At 63.5% G+C, this 18,835-nt stretch carries 13 protein-coding genes; 4 read left to right on the top strand and 9 right to left on the bottom strand.

What is annotated here, in order from left to right:
* Nucleotides 1-64: 64 nt before the first annotated feature.
* The 4 genes from AAFH49_RS18410 to pxpB all read right to left on the bottom strand — a co-directional run bounded on the left by AAFH49_RS18410 (nt 65) and on the right by pxpB (nt 3,950).
* Nucleotides 65-1,261 carry an NRAMP family divalent metal transporter gene (locus tag AAFH49_RS18410; protein ID WP_342300491.1) on the bottom strand — a complete coding sequence of 399 codons (1,197 nt, stop codon included), beginning with the start codon at nt 1,259-1,261 and terminating at the stop codon, nt 65-67.
* Nucleotides 1,258-2,040 carry a LamB/YcsF family protein gene (locus AAFH49_RS18405; protein WP_342300489.1) on the bottom strand — a complete coding sequence of 261 codons (783 nt, stop codon included), beginning with the start codon at nt 2,038-2,040 and terminating at the stop codon, nt 1,258-1,260. Before AAFH49_RS18405 ends, AAFH49_RS18410 begins: the two co-directional genes overlap by 4 nt.
* A gap of 165 nt (nt 2,041-2,205) precedes the next feature.
* Nucleotides 2,206-3,207 carry a 5-oxoprolinase subunit C family protein gene (locus tag AAFH49_RS18400; protein WP_342300487.1) on the bottom strand — a complete coding sequence of 334 codons (1,002 nt, stop codon included), beginning with the start codon at nt 3,205-3,207 and terminating at the stop codon, nt 2,206-2,208.
* Nucleotides 3,204-3,950, bottom strand: a complete 747-nt coding sequence (pxpB, locus tag AAFH49_RS18395) for a 5-oxoprolinase subunit PxpB (RefSeq protein ID WP_342300485.1) — start codon at nt 3,948-3,950, stop codon at nt 3,204-3,206. The genes AAFH49_RS18400 and pxpB overlap by 4 nt, the downstream gene beginning before the upstream one ends.
* 44 nt (nt 3,951-3,994) lie before the next feature.
* Between pxpB and AAFH49_RS18390 the strand changes: the two genes are divergently transcribed.
* Together AAFH49_RS18390 and AAFH49_RS18385 are read left to right on the top strand one after the other, a co-directional pair.
* Nucleotides 3,995-6,655: a M1 family metallopeptidase gene (locus AAFH49_RS18390; protein WP_342300484.1), complete on the top strand. Its 2,661-nt coding sequence runs from the start codon at nt 3,995-3,997 to the stop codon at nt 6,653-6,655.
* A 30-nt stretch (nt 6,656-6,685) separates the two neighbouring features.
* Nucleotides 6,686-7,744 (top strand): 2Fe-2S iron-sulfur cluster-binding protein, encoded by a 1,059-nt coding sequence (locus AAFH49_RS18385; protein ID WP_342300482.1) that lies wholly within the window; start codon nt 6,686-6,688, stop codon nt 7,742-7,744.
* An 18-nt stretch (nt 7,745-7,762) separates the two neighbouring features.
* Here the strand turns inward: AAFH49_RS18385 and AAFH49_RS18380 are convergent, their stop codons facing one another.
* Nucleotides 7,763-8,284 (bottom strand): GNAT family N-acetyltransferase, encoded by a 522-nt coding sequence (locus AAFH49_RS18380; protein ID WP_342300481.1) that lies wholly within the window; start codon nt 8,282-8,284, stop codon nt 7,763-7,765.
* A 474-nt stretch (nt 8,285-8,758) separates the two neighbouring features.
* Between AAFH49_RS18380 and AAFH49_RS18375 the strand changes: the two genes are divergently transcribed.
* Nucleotides 8,759-12,844, top strand: a complete 4,086-nt coding sequence (locus tag AAFH49_RS18375; RefSeq protein WP_342300478.1) for an HYR domain-containing protein — start codon at nt 8,759-8,761, stop codon at nt 12,842-12,844.
* 216 nt (nt 12,845-13,060) lie between these two features.
* Here the strand turns inward: AAFH49_RS18375 and AAFH49_RS18370 are convergent, their stop codons facing one another.
* From AAFH49_RS18370 to AAFH49_RS18360, 3 genes are all read right to left on the bottom strand, one after another.
* The gene (locus AAFH49_RS18370) at nt 13,061-14,632 is read right to left on the bottom strand and encodes an ABC transporter permease/substrate-binding protein (protein ID WP_342300477.1); all 1,572 of its coding nucleotides are present in this window, start codon (nt 14,630-14,632) and stop codon (nt 13,061-13,063) included.
* Nucleotides 14,620-15,783 (bottom strand): ABC transporter ATP-binding protein, encoded by a 1,164-nt coding sequence (locus tag AAFH49_RS18365; protein WP_342300475.1) that lies wholly within the window; start codon nt 15,781-15,783, stop codon nt 14,620-14,622. Before AAFH49_RS18365 ends, AAFH49_RS18370 begins: the two co-directional genes overlap by 13 nt.
* Nucleotides 15,784-15,937: 154 nt before the next feature.
* Nucleotides 15,938-16,294, bottom strand: coding sequence for an ASCH/PUA domain-containing protein (locus tag AAFH49_RS18360; protein ID WP_342300474.1), 357 nt, complete (start codon nt 16,292-16,294; stop codon nt 15,938-15,940).
* A 357-nt stretch (nt 16,295-16,651) separates the two neighbouring features.
* On the opposite strand from AAFH49_RS18360, the gene AAFH49_RS18355 reads away from it, so the two are divergent.
* Nucleotides 16,652-18,316 carry a M28 family peptidase gene (locus tag AAFH49_RS18355; RefSeq protein ID WP_342300473.1) on the top strand — a complete coding sequence of 555 codons (1,665 nt, stop codon included), beginning with the start codon at nt 16,652-16,654 and terminating at the stop codon, nt 18,314-18,316.
* Nucleotides 18,317-18,407: 91 nt separating this feature from the next.
* Here AAFH49_RS18355 and AAFH49_RS18350 read toward each other — a convergent pair.
* On the bottom strand, nt 18,408-18,835 hold a 428-nt coding region (locus AAFH49_RS18350), incomplete at its 5' end, for a T9SS type A sorting domain-containing protein (protein WP_342300471.1).

Genomic DNA, 18,835 nt, shown 5'->3' with positions numbered 1-18,835 from the left:
TGAGTTACTACCACACGCGAGATGCTTCGTCTGCGCTCAGCATGACGTTCTTTTCACCCACCACTCACCGCAGCAACCCGCCTACCTGCTCCACCAGCACGGGCACGCTCAGGCCGCCCATCACCAGCACCACCACCCAGCCGGCGGCCAGCATCCAGCGGGGGTGGTGGTAGGTGCCCATCAGGCGGCGGCTGGTGGCGGCTACCAGCACAATGCCCAGCGCGATGGGCAGAATCAGCCCGTTGATGACCCCGGCGAAAATGAGCAGCTGCGTAGGCTTGCCGATGAAGACAAAAATGCTGGTTGATAAGATGATGAATATCGAAATGCAAGCCCGCTCATACCGCGCAAAAACCGGGTGGAAGGTCTTGAAAAACGACACCGACGTGTAGGCCGCGCCCACCACCGACGAAATGGCCGCGCTCCACAAAATTACCCCGAACACCCGAAAGCCCACCTCGCCCGCCGCCGAGCGGAACACGCCCGCAGCCGGGTTGTCTTTTTCCAGAATGGCCCCGTGGCTGAGCACGCCCACAATTGCCAGGAATAGCACAAACCGCATGATGGTGGAAATGACAATGCCGCTGACGGCGCTGCGCGTCACTTCCGACTGGCTGCCAAGTCCTTTAATCCCGGCATCAAGCAGCCGGTGCGCGCCCGAAAACGTGATGTAGCCGCCCACCGTGCCGCCCACGATGGTGACAATGGCGGCGGCGCTGATTTTGACGGGCAGCAGCGTGTGGTGCAGCGCCTGCAATAGGGGCGGGTGCGCGCTGAAGGCAATGCCCAGCGTGAGCAGAATCTTGACGGTGCCGAGAATCTTGGTAAACCCGTCCAGCATCTTCCCGATTTCGCGCACCCAAAACAGCAGCAGCGCCACCCCGCAGCTAATTATCGCGCCTTGCTCAAAGGACATTCCGGTGAGCACATTCAGCCCCAGCCCGCAGCCCGCAATGTTGCCGATATTGAAGGCGAAGCCGCCCAGAATAACCATGCCCGCTAGAAAATAACCCAGCCCCGGCAGCAGCCGGTTGGCCAAATCCTGGGCCCGCAACTCGCTCACCGTGAGGATGCGCCAGGTGTTGAGCTGCGCCCCGATATCGAGCACCACCGAAATCAGAATGACAAACCCGAAGCTGGTGAGCAGCTGCTGGGTGAACACCGTGGTCTGGGTGAGAAAGCCCGGGCCGATGGACGAATTTGCCATCAGAAAGGCCGCCCCCAGGCTGGCCCCGCCGAATGCGCGAAACTTCGGCTTCATCGGGCGCTTCTGGGGGCGGTGGCTTGCAGCTGCACGCCGGCGGCGCGCAATTCCTTGTTCAGGCGCTGGGCGAATTCGAGGGCGTGGGTGCCGTCGCCGTGCAGGCACACGGTATCGGCCCGAATGGCCACGTCGGTGCCCTGCTGGGTGCGCACGCCGCCGCCCTGCACCATGCGCAGCACCTGGGCAATGGCCGCGTCGGCACTGGTGATGAGGGCATCGGGCTGGCGGCGCGGGGTGAGGGTGCCGTTGGCCTGGTAAGTGCGGTCGGCGAAGACTTCGTGAGCAGTTTTTAGGCCGATTTTCTCGCCGGCCTTGGTGAGCTCGGAGCCGGCCAGGCCGTAGAGCACCATTTCGGGCTGCACCTTGTAAACGGCTTCGGCGATGGCCGTGGCGAGGGCGGCGTTGGTGGCGGCCATGTTGTAGAGCGCGCCGTGGGGCTTGAGGTGGTGGAGCTGGCCGCCCTCTGCCTTCGCTACGGCATGCAGCGCGCCCAACTGGTACACGGTCATATCAAACGCTTCCTCGGCCGAAATATCCATGTTGCGCCGGCCGAAGCCCACCAAATCGGGCAGGCCGGGGTGGGCTCCGAGGGCCACGTTATGCTTCAGGGCGGCGCGCACGGTTTGCTTCATCACGGCGGGGTCGCCGGCGTGGTAGCCGCAGGCAATGTTGGCCGAGGTGATGAAGGGCATGAGCGCGGCATCGTTGCCCAGCGTCCAGGCTCCGAAGCTTTCGCCCATGTCGCAGTTCAGGTCAACGGAGTGGGTTGGGGGCATATAGGGATTGATAGATTTGGCGTAAAAGAACATCACGAAAGTCCGTCATGCTGAGCGCAGCCGAAGCACCTCTACCGCTTCGTTGAGCCGATTGGGTTAGTATTGAGGTAGAGATGCTTCGGCTACGCTCAGCATGACGTTCCGGCTTTAGGAAGCTAAAGCCCTTCAGCTTCTAAAAACCGTGGCAATCCCGCGCCGCAGCCCGCGTACCCGCGCTTCCTGCGCAAGGTACAGCGCCTGCGCCTCGGCCAGCATCACTTCCTGAAACCGCAGCCGCTGGCCCGGCCGCACCTGCGCCAGCGCCGCAAAATCGGCTGAAATCACCTGCGCGATTCGCGGGTAGCCGCCGGTGGTCTGGTGGTCGGCCAGCAGCGCGATGGGTTGCCCGCCGGCCGGCACCTGCACCGTCCCGAACGTGACGGCGCTCGACAGCAGCTCCGTGGTTTCGAGTCGCTTAAGGCCCGGCCCTTGCAGGCGGCAGCCCATGCGGTCGGCCTCGGTGCTGATGGTGAATGGCTGGCACCAGAACGCCTGCTGGCTTTCGGCTGAAAACTGCGCGTATTCCGGCCCGCGCAAGGCGCGGATAACCGGCTCCGGCCGGGGCGCGGGGCAGAGGCCTGGGCCGGGCGTGAAACGGGCTTGAACCCAGTTTTTCTGGCTATTGAAAAGGGCGGCCCGAATTGCCGCGCTGGTAGCAGAAGGCTCGCCAATTGGCAGCTCATCACCGGCCCGCAAGGCCCGGCCATTCAGCCCGCCAAAGCCAGCCCGCAGATACGTGGAGCGGCTGCCCAGCACCAGCGGCACGGCCACGCCGCCCGCCACCGCCAGATACGCCCTGCACCCCGCCACCGCCGGTCCAAATGCCAGCTCCGCACCCGCCGCCACCCAAATGGCGCGGTTCCGGCCCATCGACTGACCGTTGAGGGTGGGGGAGAGGTGCGCCCCGGTGAGGGCGATGAGGTGGTCGGCTTCAAAGCGTATTCTCGGCCCGAGTAGGGTTATTTCGAGGCCGGCAACCGGTTCTTCATTTCCCACCAGCAGGTTGGCCACGCGCAGGGCCAGCGCATCAGCCGCGCCGCTCACGATGATGCCATCCTGCTGGTAGCCGAAACGGCCGAGGTCCTGCACGGTAGTCAGCAGACCGGGACGGAGGATGCGCAGGCTCATGGCTGAAGCTCTTGCTGCTGAATTTCCACAAACTCCGCCTCCAAAATGGCCACGAAGCGCAGTCGTTGGCCCGCCCGAAGCCGGCTGGGCGCAGCCCATTCCGGATTGAACAGCCGCAACGGCGTGCGCCCGATGAGCTGCCAGCCACCCGGTGTGGGCAGCGAGTAAATCCCCGTTTGCGGCCCCGCGATGCCCACCGTGCCGGCCGGCACCAGCGGGCGCGGTTCCGGCCGGCGCGGCGTGGCCAGCCGCTCATCCATTCCGCCGAGATATGGGAAGCCGGGCGCGAAGCCAATCATATGCACCAGGTAGTCCGGGGCAGTGTGCCGGGCGATGACTTCGGCCACCGAAAGCCCGGTGTGGGCAGCCACGAACTCCAAATCCGGCCCGAACGCGCCGCCGTAGCACACCGGGATTTCTACGATTTCGGTTTTGGTAGCGGCTTCGGATTCTTCGGCAGCGGCCAGTAGCTTTTTCAGTTGTTCCACTACTCGCGCATGCGGCGCGTATTGGCCGTTTTCGCTCACCAGCCACGGGTCGTAATACACGGTGAGCGTGGTGAAAGCGGGCACCACCTCGCGCAGGCCCACAAATGGCTGCCGGGCCAGCCGGCCACTAAAGCCCGCAATGGCCCGGTGCGTGGCCGGACTGATACCGCCGCCAAATTCCACCACCACGGCCGCATCGCCCAGCGGATAGAGGCGCACTGGCGGCATCTCGGACGGCGGCAGGGCGGTACTCACGAAGTGGCGGTTACTTTTGAAGCTCTCAGCACTGGCCTATTCCAATGACATTTCGCTTTCGTAAATATGGCAGGGCCGGGGCGGTTCTGCTGGCGCTGGGCGCGGTGGCCTGCCACCGTGCGCCCATGTTCAGTACGCCCGTGACGACTACCCTCCAGCCCACGCCGCCCGTTGAGCCCGACCCGCCCATAACGCCCGGGGTGTCTGAGGTGTTGGCCCAGGCGCGCCGGGCCACCATCAGTAGCGTAGCCTACAATCTCAGCTTCGCCATCCCGGCGCAAAAAGCCGAGCCGATTGAAGTCGTTGAGCAGGTTTCGTTTAACTTGAAGGACAACCGTCACCCGGTGCAGCTCGACTTCAAAGCGCCCACCGAGTACCTGCACCGACTCACCCTCAACGGCCAGCCGCTGGCCATCGACCATCACGACGAGCACCTCGTGCTGCCCGCCGCCGCCCTGCACCTGGGCCACAACGTAGTGAAAATTGGCCTGCGGGCCGGCGAGCTCTCGCTCAACCGCAACCCGGACTATCTCTACACCCTGCTGGTGCCCGACCGCGCCCGCACCGTCTTCCCGGTCTTTGACCAGCCCAATTTGAAGGCCACGTTCACACTGGCCCTCACGGTGCCCAGGCTGTGGCAGGCCGTGGCCAATGCGCCGCTGGTTGATTCCACTGAATCTACTCTCGATGGCAGAGTGCCAGGGTTTAAAACCTACACTTTCGCCACTTCCGACAGCATCAGCACCTACCTGTTTTCCTTTGCGGCGGGTAAATTCTCGCGCCTCGACCGGACCATGAATGGCCGGCCCATGAGCTTTCTGCACCGCGAAACCGACCCCGCCAAGCTGCGCCTCAGCCTCGGCCCCATTTTCCAGCTGCACGCCGATGCACTGGCCTTTATGGAGCAGTACACCGGCCTGCCGTACCCGTTTCAGAAGTTTGATTTTGTGGCGATTCCCGATTTTCAGTACGGCGGGATGGAGCACGTCGGGGCCATTGACTACAAGGCCTCGACGCTGTTTCTGGACGAGGGCGCGACCCAGGACCAGGTGCTGGCCCGCTCCAATCTTGTGTCGCACGAAACGGCGCATATGTGGTTCGGCGATTTGGTGACCATGCAGTGGTTCAACGACGTGTGGATGAAGGAGGTGTTTGCCAATTTCATGGCTGATAAAATCACGCAGGTGACCGTCAAAAACTCGAACTACGACCTCAAATTCGTCATCGACCACTACCCCGCCGCCTACGGCATCGACCGCACGGCCGGGGCCAACCCCATCCGGCAGCCGCTGGCCAATTTGCAGGACGCGGGCTCGCTCTACGGCAATATCATCTACCACAAAGCGCCCATCATGATGCGCCAGTTGGAGCGCCTGATGGGCCCCGAAGCCTTCCAGGCCGGCCTGCAGGAATACCTCAAAACCTACGCCCACGGCAACGCCACCTGGCCCGACCTCATCAAAATCCTCGACGCCCGCACCCCTGCCGACCTGCAGGCCTGGAACCAGGTGTGGGTGAACCAGCCCGGCCGCCCCGTCTTCACTTACCGCATCAGCGGCGGCCACGACCAGCGCTACGGCCTCTACATGACGCAAACCGCTGAGGATGGCTCCGACCGGCTCTGGCCGCAGGAGTTTGAGGTGCTGATTGAGTCGGCCAGCGGCGAGCAGCAGCAATTGAGCGTGAAGATGGATGGCAAGGAAAAGGGAATCCGAATTCCTTTTCTGCCGAAGCGCATCGTGTTCAATTCCACGGGGCTGGGCTACGGCGTGTTTCCGGCCGCGCCGGAACTGCTCACCACCGTGCCCCGGCTGGCAAACCCGGTGGCCCGCGCCGCCAGCTACGTCAACCTATATGAGAACATGCTCATCGGGCCGGAAATCACGCCGCTGAAACTGCTCACTGCCTACCGCCAGGCCCTCACCCTGGAGCCCGAGGAGTTGAACCTGAAGTTGCTCACGGGCCAGGCCAGCGCCATCTTCTGGCAGTTTCTCACGCCCGCCCAGCGGCTGGCCGTGGGGCCGGGACTGGAGAAGGACCTGTGGGCGGCCTTGCAGAAAAACCCCTCGCCCAACTCCCAGAAGCAGCTTTTCAAAACCTACCAATCCATCGCCCTCACGCAGCCGGCCCAAACCCGCCTCTATCAAATTTGGCAAACCCAAAAGGCCCCCGCCAAGGTCAAGCTGACCGAGGACGACTACACCGCCCTGGCCCTGGCGCTGGCCGTGCGCGACTACGCGGCCCCCGAGCCCATCCTGCCCGCCCAGCTTGCCCGCATCACCAACGCCGACCGCCGCCAGCGCCTGCAATTCCTCATGCCCGCGCTATCGCCGGACGAGGCTACCCGCGATGCCTTCTTTGCCAGCCTGAAAGACAAAACTGGCCGCGCCAAAGAAGCCTGGGTTACGGCCGCGTTGGGCTACCTGCACCACCCGCTGCGCCAGGCCACGTCGGAGAAATACCTGCCCGCCAGCCTCGATTTGTTGCAGGAAATCCAGCTCACTGGCGATATTTTCTTCCCGTATTCCTGGCTCCAGGCCACGTTGGGCAGCTACCAGACGGCCACGGCCGCAGCCACCGTGCGCAGCTTCCTGGCCGCCCACCCCGACTACAACCCCCAGCTCCGCGCTAAGCTTTTGCAGGCGAGCGATGACCTGTTTCGGGCCGAGAAGCTGGTGCAGTCGGGCCCCGCCAAGCCGTTCTAAATCCGCTGTCCTTCTACTTCGTGCGAAGCCATGTCGAACGCCTATCAGCAGCTCACGATTGTCGAAATCCGGCAGCACGGCCCCACGGCCCGCACGCTGGTATTGCAGCCGCAGCCCGGCGAAACCCTCCCGTATCAGCCCGGCCAATACCTGACATTGGTGCGCGAGGTGTACGGGGCCGAAGTCCGGCGCTCGTACTCCTTCAGTTCGGCTCCGGCACTGGATGAGTTGCCCGCCATCACCATCCGCCGCGTGGATAACGGCCTGTTTTCGCGCTGGCTGGTCGATGAGGTGCGGGTGGGCGATGTGCTGCGCACCAGCGGCGTGGGCGGGTTTTTCACCCTGCCGCCTGATGTGAGCGCCTACCAGCAACTCGTATTCGTGGCCGCTGGCAGCGGCATCACGCCACTTTTTTCATTGCTAAAAACGGTGCTGGCGCAGCAGCCGTACTTGGCCGTGTTGCTGCTCTACAGCAACCGCACGGCCGCCGATGCCCTGTTTCTGGACGAACTGCGCGCGCTGGCCCGGGCTTTCCCGGCGCGGTTGCAACTGGAGCTGTTTTTCAGCAACGACCCCATCCTCTACCGCGCCCACCTGCACAAGGAACTGCTCCAAGCCCTCGTGACGCAGCTCGTGCCGGGCTTCCCAGCAGGCACTCTGGCCTACCTCTGCGGCCCCATCAATTTCATGCGCATGGCCACCTACGGCCTGCACGAAGCCGGTCTGCCGCTCAGCCTCATGCGGCGCGAGCTGTTCTTCACCAGCGCCGTGGCCCCCGCCCACGCCGAGCCGCCCGATACCGCGCCACACGAGGTAACGCTGCTCATGCGCGGCCAGCCGCACCGGCTGCGGGTGCAGTTTCCCGTCACCATTCTGCAAGCCGCCCGGCGGCACGGCCTGCGCCTGCCCTACAGCTGCGAGGTGGGCCAGTGCGGTAACTGCGCCGTGCGCTGCACCCAGGGCCAGGTCTGGATGAGCAACAACGAAGTCCTCACCGACCGCGAGCTGGCCCGCGGGCTGGTGCTCACCTGCACCGGCTACCCCGTGGGCGGCGACGTGCAGCTGGATTTCGACCAAAAAGCGGGGTAGAGACGCAATTATGCGTCTCTACAGCGGCTTCTCCAATACCAGCAGCACCAGCGGCTGCTTCGGAATGCCGAAGCGCGGGTCGGTGGGGAAGGGTTCGGTGGCCCCGGTGAGATGATAGCCGCGCCGCTCGTAGTAGGCAATCAGCTCGGTGCGAACGGAAATCACCGTCATTTTGCTGGTGGTGCAGCCGTACCGGCGGCCGTAGTCTTCGGCCGCGTTCAGTAGGAACTTGCCCACGCCCTGAGCCTGGCCGGTGGGGTTCACGGCCAGCATGGAAAGGTAGAGTAATTCGCCTTTGGCCTGCGCGTGAAAGCTGCCCAGCAGTTCACCGCTTTCGTTCTGACAGAGCAGGATGGCTGCGCCGGGCCGGGCCAGCATCTCCAGCATTCCTTCTTCATCAATGCGCTGGCCGTCGAGCAGGTCGGCTTCGGTGGTCCAGCCCTGGCGGGCGGTGTCGCCCCGGTAGGCGGCATTCACGAACTGGGTGAGGCGGGGGGCATCAGCGGGAGTGGCAAGGGCCAGAGCAAACGGGCTTTTCATTCCCCAAAATTACGGGCGGCAGAAAACAGATGCGCTTTAGCGCCTTGAAATATCCTTTGTTTTTAGTTAATATTAAAATATATAATAGTAAAATAATTAAATTTTAACCTGCCTACATTGCGCGTAGAATCTGAAAATAATTATTGTGTTTTTCTGTGAATAAGTAAGTGATAAATAGTGAAAGCAGGACTGGCTGGTATTGCTAATAATCTGGGCTGTTGAGGCCACTGTTGATGGATTATAGGCAATTTAAAAGATAAAAATTGCAAATAATGTCAAATAATAAAGTTGTACTTACCATGTTCAGATATTTTATTATTTGCACTATAAATGAATGTAATTGTAGTTTTGTCGACTACTTATAGCAATAGTCTTAAAATTCTATAGAATAAAACTACAAATTACCTTCTGTAGGGTTTTCGGCACTTGTTCAATTTTCTTTTTGCTTCATTTTCCCACCTGTTCACTTTTTGTATGAAAAACACCCGTACTCATTTTTTCACTGCTTCAGCAACAAAAGCCGGCTTGCCGTCGCTGAATGCGGCTTGGCGCTTGCTGCTGCTTTGTTGCCTCCTGGGGTTTGGCCTGGCGCCCACCGCGCAGGCTACCCACTTCCGCTACGGCGACATGTCGTGGCGGGTAGTGCAGTCCGATGCTACGGGCCACACCATCGAGTTCAAGGTGAGCGCCGGCTGGGCCCTGACGACTACCAGCGCGATAAGCATCAACTTCGGTGACGGCACTACCGCGGGCACGGTGCCCATCACGTACACCAACATCAACGGGGTTTACCAATACGGTACGGGCACGCTGGTGCACCGCTACGTCAACACCGGCAGCTTCAAGGCCGTGTATTCAGGCGGCAACAAAATCAGCTCGCTGCAAAACAATGCCAACGGCCTCTGGTACGTGAGCTCGGTGGTGAACGTGGGCGGGGGCAACAGTTCGCCCGTGGCCACCGTGCCGGCTGTGGTGAATGTGCCGTTGGGCTTGGCCACCGCCAAGTTCATTGTGCCCGCCGCCGACCCCGACGGCCGCCCGCTCTCGTTCCGCCTGGCTTCGGGCTCCGGCGACTGGTCGGGCACGCAGCCGGCCGGTATCAGCATCAATTCCCAATCCGGCGAGGTGACGTTCAACACCGTGGGCAAAACCGCCGGCCAGCTGTACAACACGGCCGTCGTAATCTCCAACGGCCGCACCGAGGTGCTGGTTGATTTCATCATGCAAGTGGTGGCGGCATCGAACCCGCCCCAGTTCGACTACGCCGTAACGCCGGCCAACCAGCGCGTATTCAACGTGTCGCCCGGCCAGCCGGTGAGCTTCACCGTGAAAGCCACCAGCATAGATGCGGGCAGCAGTGTGCGCCTGAGCGCGGTGGGCGTGCCCTCGAACGCGGTAGTCAGCCCGGCGTTCGGCGTGTTTGCCAACCCGGTGCAGCACACCTTTTCCTGGACGCCCACGGCCAGCCAGTTCGGTACTTTCGTGGTCAACTTCACGGCCGAAAATAACGTGGGTGCACAAACGGCCACTTCCGTTTCCATTATCGTGAGCCTGAAGCCGCGTTTCGACGTGCCGCCTACCCCGGCCGCCGGTACCGACCTGGTGCTGACACCGGGCGTGTCGTTTTCGCACCCCGTGCAGGCCTCCGTGGCCGACCCCAGCGACCAGGCTACCATCATTTCGGTGCAGGAGAAGCTGAGCAATGGCACCCTGGTGGCCCTGCCCGCCGGTGCCGCCCTCGGCCAACAGCCCAGCACGGCCGGCAACCCCACCAGCACCACTTTCTCCTGGACACCCGCCCCCAGCAACTGGGGTGAGCACACGTTCGTGTTCACGGCCAGCGAAACCCACAACGAGCAGATAACTCACGAGCTGAACTACGTGGTGAACAACTTGCCCGTATTCACTTCCGCCCCCGTAACGCGCGCCGATGTGGGCCAGCTCTACACCTATACCATTAGCACGAGCGATGCCGATTTGGCCTACGGCGACGCGGTGGACATCAGCGAAACCTTGCAGCTGCCTTCGTGGCTGACGCTGACCGCCAACCCCGCCACGGGAACGGCGGTGCTGTCGGGCACCCCGCCGGCTTCGGCCGCCGGTACGCTCGTGGTGCGCCTGCAAGCCGAAGATGCCTTCCATCACTCCTATGCCTCGGTGCCCGAGCAGACGTTCACCATCACCATCAACAACTGCACGGTGCAGGCTGTGGCGCAGGACGTGAGCGCGGTGCTTGATGCCAACGGCCAGGCAACCGTGAGCGAGAGCCAGGTCAACAACGGCTCGACGGCTTCGTGCGGCATCGCCGCGATGACGGTTTCGCCCGCCACCTTCACCTGCGCCAACGTGGGGCCCAACCCGGTAACCCTGACCGTGACCGATGCCAACGGCAACGTGAGTACGGCTACCGCTGTAGTAACCGTGCAGGACAACGAGCTGCCCACCATTACTGCTCCCGTAGCCGTGACGGTGAGCACCGATGCCGGCCAGTGCTCGGCTACCAACGTGGCCCTGGGTACGCCAGCAACTGCCGACAACTGCTCTAACCTGACTACTACCAACGATGCTCCCACCGCCTTCGCCAAAGGCGTGACCACGGTGACCTGGACGGTGACTGATGCCAGCGGCAACAAGGCCACCGCCACCCAGACCGTAACGGTGAACGACACCGAAGCGCCCACGATTTCGACCCCCGTCAGTCTGATTGTTTCGACCGATGCCGGCCAGTGCTCGGCTACCGGCCTGACGCTGGGCACCCCCACCGCCGGCGACAACTGCACCGGCGTAGTAGTAAGGAACGACGCGCCCGCCACCTTCCCGAAAGGCACTACTACCGTGACCTGGACTGCCACCGATGCCGCCGGCCTTATTGCCACCGCTACGCAGACCGTGACGGTGAACGATACCGAAGCCCCCACGATTTCGGCCCCTGCCACGGTATCGCAGTCGGCTGACCGGGGCCAGTGCACGGCCAGCAGCGTAGCCCTGGGCAACGCAGTGGCCGGCGACAACTGCACCGGCGTGACCGTGACCAACAACGCGCCCGCTACCTTCCCGAAAGGCACCACCACGGTAACCTGGACGGCCACCGACGCGGCCGGCCTCACCGCCACCGCCACGCAGACGGTGACGATTCTAGACGTGGAAAACCCCACCATCTCGGCCCCCGCTGCTGTGTCGGTTTCGACCAACCCCGGCCAGTGCAGCGCCACGGGCGTAGCCCTAGGCAACGCTATTGCGGCTGATAACTGCTCCGCTGTAACCGTGACCAACAACGCCCCAACGACCTTCGCCAAAGGCGCAACTACCGTGACCTGGACCGCCACCGATGCCAGCGGCAACGTGGCCACCGCCACCCAGACCGTGACCGTGAACGACACCGAAGCCCCCGTGCTGACCGTGCCCGCCGCCATTGTGCGCAGCGCCCCGGCCTCGCAGTGCGGCGCGGTGGTCACCTTTGCCACCACGGCTGCCGATAACTGCGCCGGTGCCACGGTGGTAGCCAGCCCGGCCTCGGGCAGCACCTTTGCCGTGGGCACTACCACCGTGCGCCTGACCGCCACCGATGCCAGCGGCAACACCAGCACCGACAGCTTCAGCGTGACGGTGAACGACGCGACGGCCCCGACCGTGGCCGTGCGCAACGTGACCGTGACACTGGTGAACGGTGCCGCTTCAGTAACCGCCGCCGACGTGAACAATGGCAGCACCGATGCCTGTGGCATCGCCACACTGGTGCTAAACAAAGCCAGCTTCAGCTGCGCCAACCTGGGCAACAACCCCGTGACCCTGACCGTGACCGACATCCACGGCAACGTGGCCAGCGCCCCGGCCGTGGTAACGGTGGTGGGCAGCATTCCGGCTCCGGCCATTGCCGTGGCCCCGGCCAGCAATGTGTACACCGGCGGCGTAGCCACCAACCTCTACCTCGGCTACGGCTCGCAGAGTGCTACCCTCACCGCCACCGGCGGCGTGAGCTACGCCTGGAGCCCGGCCGCCGGCCTGAGCAGCACCAAATTGGCCAACCCCGTGTTCACGGCCACTACGGCCGGTACCTTCACCTACACCGTGACGGCCACCAACCAGTACGGCTGCACGGCCACGGCCACCGTCACGCTCCGCGTAGTGGATGCCCGTTGCGATAAGGATAAAGTAGTGGTGTGCCACAACGGCCACGAAATCTGCATCTCGCCCAATGCCGTGCCCGCCCACCTCACCGGCCACGCCGGCGACCAGCTGGGGGCCTGCACCACGGCGGCTCGTGGCACGGCTCCGGCCGTGGCCGCTACCAGCGGTAGCATCAACGAGCTGTCGGCCTACCCCAACCCGGCTAATGACCAGGCCACGGTATCGTTCCGCACCCCGCTCGATGGCAAAGCCAGCGTAGTCGTGTACGATGGCATGGGCCGGCGCGTCGCCAGCCTCTACGACGGGGCCGTGAACGGCGGGCAACTCTACTCGCTCACCCTCAACAGCCAGAATCTGGCCGCCGGCCTCTACCAGTGCCAGCTGGTGGTGAATGGCAAAGCCGAAATGCTGCGCCTGCTCATCGCCCGCTAAGCCCGGGTAGTAGGTTTTGAAAAGTCCCCGTCGGCATTGCCAGCGGGGACTTTTTTTGTGTCCGATGAGTAGTAGTCAGGCAGAAAACAGAACGTCATGCTGAGCGCAGTCGAAGCATCTCTACCGCGCAACTAATCCAATCGAAAGGGGTTACTGCTGCGGTAGAGATGCTTCGACTGCGCTCAGCATGACGTTCTTTTAACCCACCAACCCACCTCACCGCCGCAGGTACCCGCCCAAGTCCGATACGCTCCCAATACCCAACTCCCGCGCCTGCCGCCCGCGCATCAGCAGCGCGTAGGTGTTGTTGAAGCCCAGCGGGGCCAGCCATTCCAGCCCGAAGCGCCGCCGAAACTCGGCCCGCACGTAGCCCAGCACCGCCGCCGGCCGCCCGCCCAGCGAATCGACCACCGCCGGCCGGGGCTGGAGCAGCACCAGCAGCCCCGTGCCGGTGTACTCGGGGTACATATCAATGGCTCCACTTTTCAAGGCCTCGAAGCAGATGGTAGTGCCGCCCAGCCCGGTTTTGGTTTCCACCGCCAGGTCGGTATTGCCCCGAATGAGGGCCGCGTACAGCTCGGCCAGAATGTATTGCTCGGCGAAAATCTTTGAGCCCAGCCGCACCACCGGCGCGCCCGCCACGGCCGCCCGCGCCGCCCGCCACAGCCCGCGCCGCCGCAAAAAGGCCTCGGCAATGGCTTTCGGGTCTTGATGTAAATAATCGGCCCGGTAGTTCAAATCGGTCATCACCGAGTCGGAAATCTGCCCATCCAGCTTCGCCAAAATTGCCCCCAGCTCCGGGTGCTGGCGCAGCAGTTCTGGCCGCACCACGGGCACCGCGTAGTAGGGCGGAAACACCCGGCGGTCGTCGCGCAGCACGCGCAGGCCGTAGGCCCGGATGCGGCCGTCGGTGCTGTAGCCGTCGATTACGTCCACGTCGGCGTGGCGGGCGGCCTCGTACACCAGCGCAGGGGCCAGCACCACGCTCGGCAGCCGCACTAGGCCGTAGGTCTGGGTGAGGCCCGGCAGCCCATCGGCCCGCCCCACAAACTCGGGGCTGAACCCGGCCCGCAGCCGGCCCTTGGCCTGGGGCAGCAAATACAACCCGCCCAGCAGCGGCAGCGCCACCAGCAGTGCCGCGCCCACCCGGCCCAGGCGCTTGGTGCTCAGCTTTTGCACCCCGCCCAGCAGCGCATCAAACGCCAGCGCCAGCCCGGCGGCGGGCAGCGCCCCGGCCAGTATCATCACCGGATTATTGAGCGCGATGCCGCCGAAAATGAACTCGCCCAGCCCGCCCGCCGCCACGTAGGCCGCCAGCGTAGCCACCCCCACGTTTATCACCGTAGCCGTGCGGATGCCGGCCATGAGCACCGGCAGCGCCAGCGGAAATTCTACCTGCCGCAGCACCTGTCCATCGGTCAGGCCCAGGCCCCGGGCGGCCTCCACCACCGCCGGCGGCACCCCCCGGATGCCCTCAAACGTGTTGCGAATGATGGGCAGCAGCGAATACAGGAACAGCGCGAAAATGGCCGGCTTCGGCCCAATGCCCAGCAGCGGAATCAGAAACCCCAACAGGGCAATGCTCGGCACCGTCTGAAGCACGCCGGCCAGGCCCAGCACCGCCGGAGCCCAGCGCGGCCGGCGCGACAAAAACAGCCCCAGTGGCACGCCCAGCAGCACCCCAAGCAGCAGCGAGCCAGCCGTGAGGCCGATGTGCTGCACCGTTTGCTCGCCCAGCTTGCCCGCCTGCTCGCGCCAGAAAGTGAACAGGGCCGTTAGCGTTTCCATGCGTCCTCCTCCCGTTGCAGCGCCTCGCCGAAGGCTGCCATTAATTGTGCTACCGTAAAAGATGCGGTCGCCGGCGTGGTACTAGTCAGCGCCTCCAAAGCATCGTGCACGGTAGTCGTATCGGTTAACACGGTAGTATCGGTTAACACGGTAGTCGTATCGGTTAAATCGAGGGTCGACCCCCCGATTTCGACCCTCTTTGGCTCGATTTCGAGGGTCGAACCCCCGATTTCGACTCTTTTTGGCTCGATTGCGCGGGTCGAAGGGTCGATATCGACCTTCATTAGCTCGATATCGACTCTTTTTGGCTCGATTGCGGAGGTCAGACCCTCGAAATCGACTCTTTGATGGTCGATTAGGGAGGGAAAAGCCTGCGCATCCGGCCAAACATCACCCAGCGTCAGCGTGCGCAGCTGCAACGCCAGCCGCTCGGCCGCGAAAAAGTCCCGCACAAAGCCATTGGCCGGCCGAAACAGCAGCTCACGCGGTGTGCCCAGCTGCTGAATCCGGCCGCCGTCGAGCAGCATAATCCGGTCGGCCAACTCGAAGGCTTCCGTCACATCGTGCGTCACCAGCACCACGGTCTTGTTTTTCAATTCCTCCAGCTCCCGAAACTCGCGCCGGATGCTGGCCCGCGTCACCGGGTCGAGGGCCCCGAAGGGCTCATCGAGCAGCACAATGGGCGGGTCGGCGGCCAGGGCGCGGGCCAGCCCCACCCGCTGCTGCTGCCCGCCCGAAAGCTGGTGCGGCAGCTGCCCGGCATAGCGCCCCGGCGGCAAATGCAGCCGCGTGAGCAGCGCCTCGGTGCGCGCCGCAATGGCGGCCGGGGCGTGGCCCAGCAGGCGCGGCACCACCGCAATATTCTCGGCCACGGTGTAGTGCGGCAGCAAGCCCACCTGCTGAATGACGTAGCCCATACCGCGCCGCAACTCCTCGGGGCGCTGGGTCAGCACGTTTGCGCCGTTGATTTCCACGGTGCCGCCGTCCGGCTCAATCAGGCGGTTGAGTAGCTTGAGGAGCGTGGTTTTGCCGCAGCCGCTGGGGCCCAGCAGCACCAGCGTCTCGCCGGCTGCCACTTCAAACGACACATCATTGACCACGGTGTGCGCGCCAAACGACTTGCGCAGGCCAGTGGCGCGGATAACGGGCATGGAGATTGAACTTTTGATTGTCATCCTGAGCGCAGCGAAGGACCTTATCACGGTCGCACTTTTGCCGCAGGTAGTCGATGTGAGCGTGGCAAGGTCCTTCGCTGCGCTCAGGATGACAGATTTTTCAACTCTTAACCCCTAACTCTCCGCACTGTTACCAAAGCCGGATATCGGTCATGCCCGTCGGGATGGGGGCCAGCTCGCTAAAGCCCAGCACGCACCAGTCGGGCTGCACGCCAAACAGGCCACCCTGCAGCACATAGCTCACCCAGCGCGTAATGGTGCGCCCGGTGTACTGCTCGGTATCGGGGTCAAATTCTCGCAGCATCAGCAAGTCGCCCACCTGGAAGTTTTCTTCGTTTCGGCGCACGTCGAAGGGCTTATTGCCCGCTTTCACGGCCGCGAAGCACTCGGGCCAGGTCTTGAGGTCGTGGGTTTGCCGATGCGTGGGGTCAGTGATTTGAAACTGGGGGGCAATGGCATCGGAATAGGAAGTCAGGGAAGTAGTCATGGCGATAATTATTTAGCAAAGGAGCCGGCCAACTGGCCAACCGGGCGGGCAGTAGCAGCCTGTAAAGGCGTTGCGCTGCGGCCGGGGCTCACCCGAATAATGCCGGGCTTATATCTCAAGATAGTTAATAAAACAGGGACAAGGGCTACTAACGCGAAGCCTTTCAGTATAGTTCGTCCTGATTATTTCAATGCCCTGGCTCGTTTGGCCGGCGCGGCCAAGAGCTTTTTAGTGGAATGGGGCCGGCAAAAACGATTGTGGAACGCCCCGTTCTGCCTCCGATACTGCTGGTGTCCTGCTGTTACGCGCAGGTTATGTTTTTTCCTCGAATGCTTGCCCCTTACGTTTCTTTACGGCATGAGAATCTCCCTTTCGTCCCTCTCCGCCGCGCTGCTGCTGAGCGGCTCGGCCTATGCGCAGTCCCAATCAGCTACGGCCCCGCTCACCGTGCCTAAGCCCGTGGCCGCCGCCCTCGAACAAGTAAAGCCGGCCGACATCAAAGCCCACATCGCCTACCTGGCCGACGACCGCCTGCTGGGCCGCAAAGCCGGCACCCCCGGCTACCAGATGGCCGTCGACTACGTGACGCAGCAGCTGAAAACCCTGGGCGTGCAGCCCGCCGGCGAGGGCGGCACATTCATCCAGAAAGTGCGCCTGCGCCGCGCCTTCCTGCAGCCCGGGGCCACCTTCGCGGCCCGCGATGCGCAGGGAGCCACGCTGCCCCTCACCGCCGGCCAGGACTACGTGGTGTACCCCAGCCCCGAACTGCCCGCCACCAGCGTGCAGAATGCGCCGTTGGCCTTCGCCGGTTTCGGCATCAGCGCGCCGGAGTTGGGCTATGATGATTACGCCGGCCTCGATGTGAAGGGCAAGGTGGTGATGATTGTGCGCGGCGCGCCCCGCACGTTTGCCTCCACCGTGGCCTCGGCCAGCCAGGATTTGGCCGGGCTGCTGAAGGCGGCCATCAACCACGGCGCGGTGGGGTTCATCTTGGCTTCGGCCCACGCCGGCGCGCTGCCCGACCTCAAAACCGGCACCTACAGCGTGCTCGGGGCCGATGGCAAGGTGGCGGTGTCGCGCACCTTCGCGGTTGGCAGTCGGCAGCAGTTCTACGGGGCGGTGAGCGCGGCCACGCTCCAGCGTATGCTGCAAACTTCGGGGCTGGACACCACGCAGGCCTTCGCGGCCATTCGCAGTGGCAAACCAGCCTCGGCGGGGCTGAAAACGACGATTAGCGCCAGCGCGCAATCGACTTATAAAGACATTGAGAGCTACAACGTGGTGGGCAAATTCGTGGGCTCCGATGCGAAGCTGCGCGATGAGTACGTGGTGCATTCGGCCCACCTCGACCACTTGGGCGTGACCGCGCCGGTGAAGGGCGACTCCATCAACAACGGCGCGCACGACAATGCTTCGGGCGTTTCGTGCGTGCTCGAAATCGCCAAAATCTACTCCAAGCTCAAGGAAAAGCCGAAGCGCACCATGCTCTTCGCCTTCATGACCGGGGAGGAGCTGGGCCTGCTGGGCTCGTCGGCCTTCGCGGCCAATCCCACCGTGCCCAAGGCCAAAATCGTGGCCGATATCAATATGGATATGCCCACCCTCATTGCCCCGCTACTGAGCGTGGTGGCGCTGGGAGCCCCGCATTCCACGCTCATCGAGCCCGTGAAAAAGGCCTGCGCTTACATGGCCATCGACCTGGAGCAGGACCCCGAGCCGGAACAGAACCGCTTCATCCGCAGCGACCAGTACAGCTTCGTGACGGCCGGCATTCCGGCCTTGCACATCAAATACGGCAACAAAACCGCCGACGGCCGCAACAACCTCAGCGAAGACGTGCAGAAATGGCGCGCCGTGACCTACCACAAACCGCAGGACGACATCAACGGCCGTTTTGACTTTGAGGCCGGTCGCAAGTATGTGCAGCTGTGCTTCCTCATCGGCTACCAGGTGGCACAGGACCCCGCCCGGCCCATCTGGAACCAGGGTGACTTTTTCGGCCAGCGCTACGGCCGCCGGTAAGAACCGGAATTGTCCCGTTCACCTTCAGAATAGCCAACAAAAAAGGCCGGGCGATAGTCGCCCGGCCTTTTTTGTCGAAAACAAGGAGTCGCTATTCCAGCACGAGGTGGCGGGCGGCAGGCGTGCCACTGGCCGGCGTGTACAGCAGGTCGTAGAGGCCGGGGGCCAGGCCGGTGCGCAGGGTGCGCTCCAGCGGCGCGCCGGTTTGCTGCACGGCCTCCTGCCACACCACGCGGCCCAGGGCATCAATCAGCCGCAGGCTCACCTTGCCAGTGAAGGCGGGCAGGCGCAGGTTGAGCGCCGTGCCGCTGGGCGTGGGGTTGGGCCAGGCTTCGAAGCCCACGGCATTGGCCACCGAGGTGAGGGACAGCACGCCGTCGTATACCTGCACGTTGTCGAGGTACAGGTTGTTGCCGTACTGGTTGCGGCCGATGAAGCGCAGGACCACGCTGTGGCCGCGGTAGGGCGTGAGGTCCACGGTTTCTTGGCGCCAGTCGCTGGCGGCGGCAGGGGTGAAGG

Origin of the sequence: Hymenobacter segetis (genome assembly GCF_038448715.1) — a bacterium.
Lineage (GTDB): Bacteria > Bacteroidota > Bacteroidia > Cytophagales > Hymenobacteraceae > Hymenobacter > Hymenobacter segetis.
The sequence above is the reverse complement of the archived record's forward strand: the minus strand, read 5'-3'. Positions and strand labels throughout refer to the sequence as shown.

Bases quoted from the DNA above. Each gene is read 5' to 3' on its own strand.
- AAFH49_RS18410 (WP_342300491.1), bottom strand. From the start codon at position 1,261: ATGAAGCCGAAGTTTCGCGCATTCGGCGGGGCCAGCCTGGGGGCGGCC.
- AAFH49_RS18405 (WP_342300489.1), bottom strand. From the start codon at position 2,040: ATGCCCCCAACCCACTCCGTTGACCTGAACTGCGACATGGGCGAAAGC.
- AAFH49_RS18400 (WP_342300487.1), bottom strand. From the start codon at position 3,207: ATGAGCCTGCGCATCCTCCGTCCCGGTCTGCTGACTACCGTGCAGGAC.
- AAFH49_RS18390 (WP_342300484.1), top strand. From the start codon at position 3,995: ATGACATTTCGCTTTCGTAAATATGGCAGGGCCGGGGCGGTTCTGCTG.
- AAFH49_RS18385 (WP_342300482.1), top strand. From the start codon at position 6,686: ATGTCGAACGCCTATCAGCAGCTCACGATTGTCGAAATCCGGCAGCAC.
- AAFH49_RS18380 (WP_342300481.1), bottom strand. From the start codon at position 8,284: ATGAAAAGCCCGTTTGCTCTGGCCCTTGCCACTCCCGCTGATGCCCCC.
- AAFH49_RS18375 (WP_342300478.1), top strand. From the start codon at position 8,759: ATGAAAAACACCCGTACTCATTTTTTCACTGCTTCAGCAACAAAAGCC.
- AAFH49_RS18370 (WP_342300477.1), bottom strand. From the start codon at position 14,632: ATGGAAACGCTAACGGCCCTGTTCACTTTCTGGCGCGAGCAGGCGGGC.
- AAFH49_RS18365 (WP_342300475.1), bottom strand. From the start codon at position 15,783: ATGCCCGTTATCCGCGCCACTGGCCTGCGCAAGTCGTTTGGCGCGCAC.
- AAFH49_RS18360 (WP_342300474.1), bottom strand. From the start codon at position 16,294: ATGACTACTTCCCTGACTTCCTATTCCGATGCCATTGCCCCCCAGTTT.
- AAFH49_RS18355 (WP_342300473.1), top strand. From the start codon at position 16,652: ATGAGAATCTCCCTTTCGTCCCTCTCCGCCGCGCTGCTGCTGAGCGGC.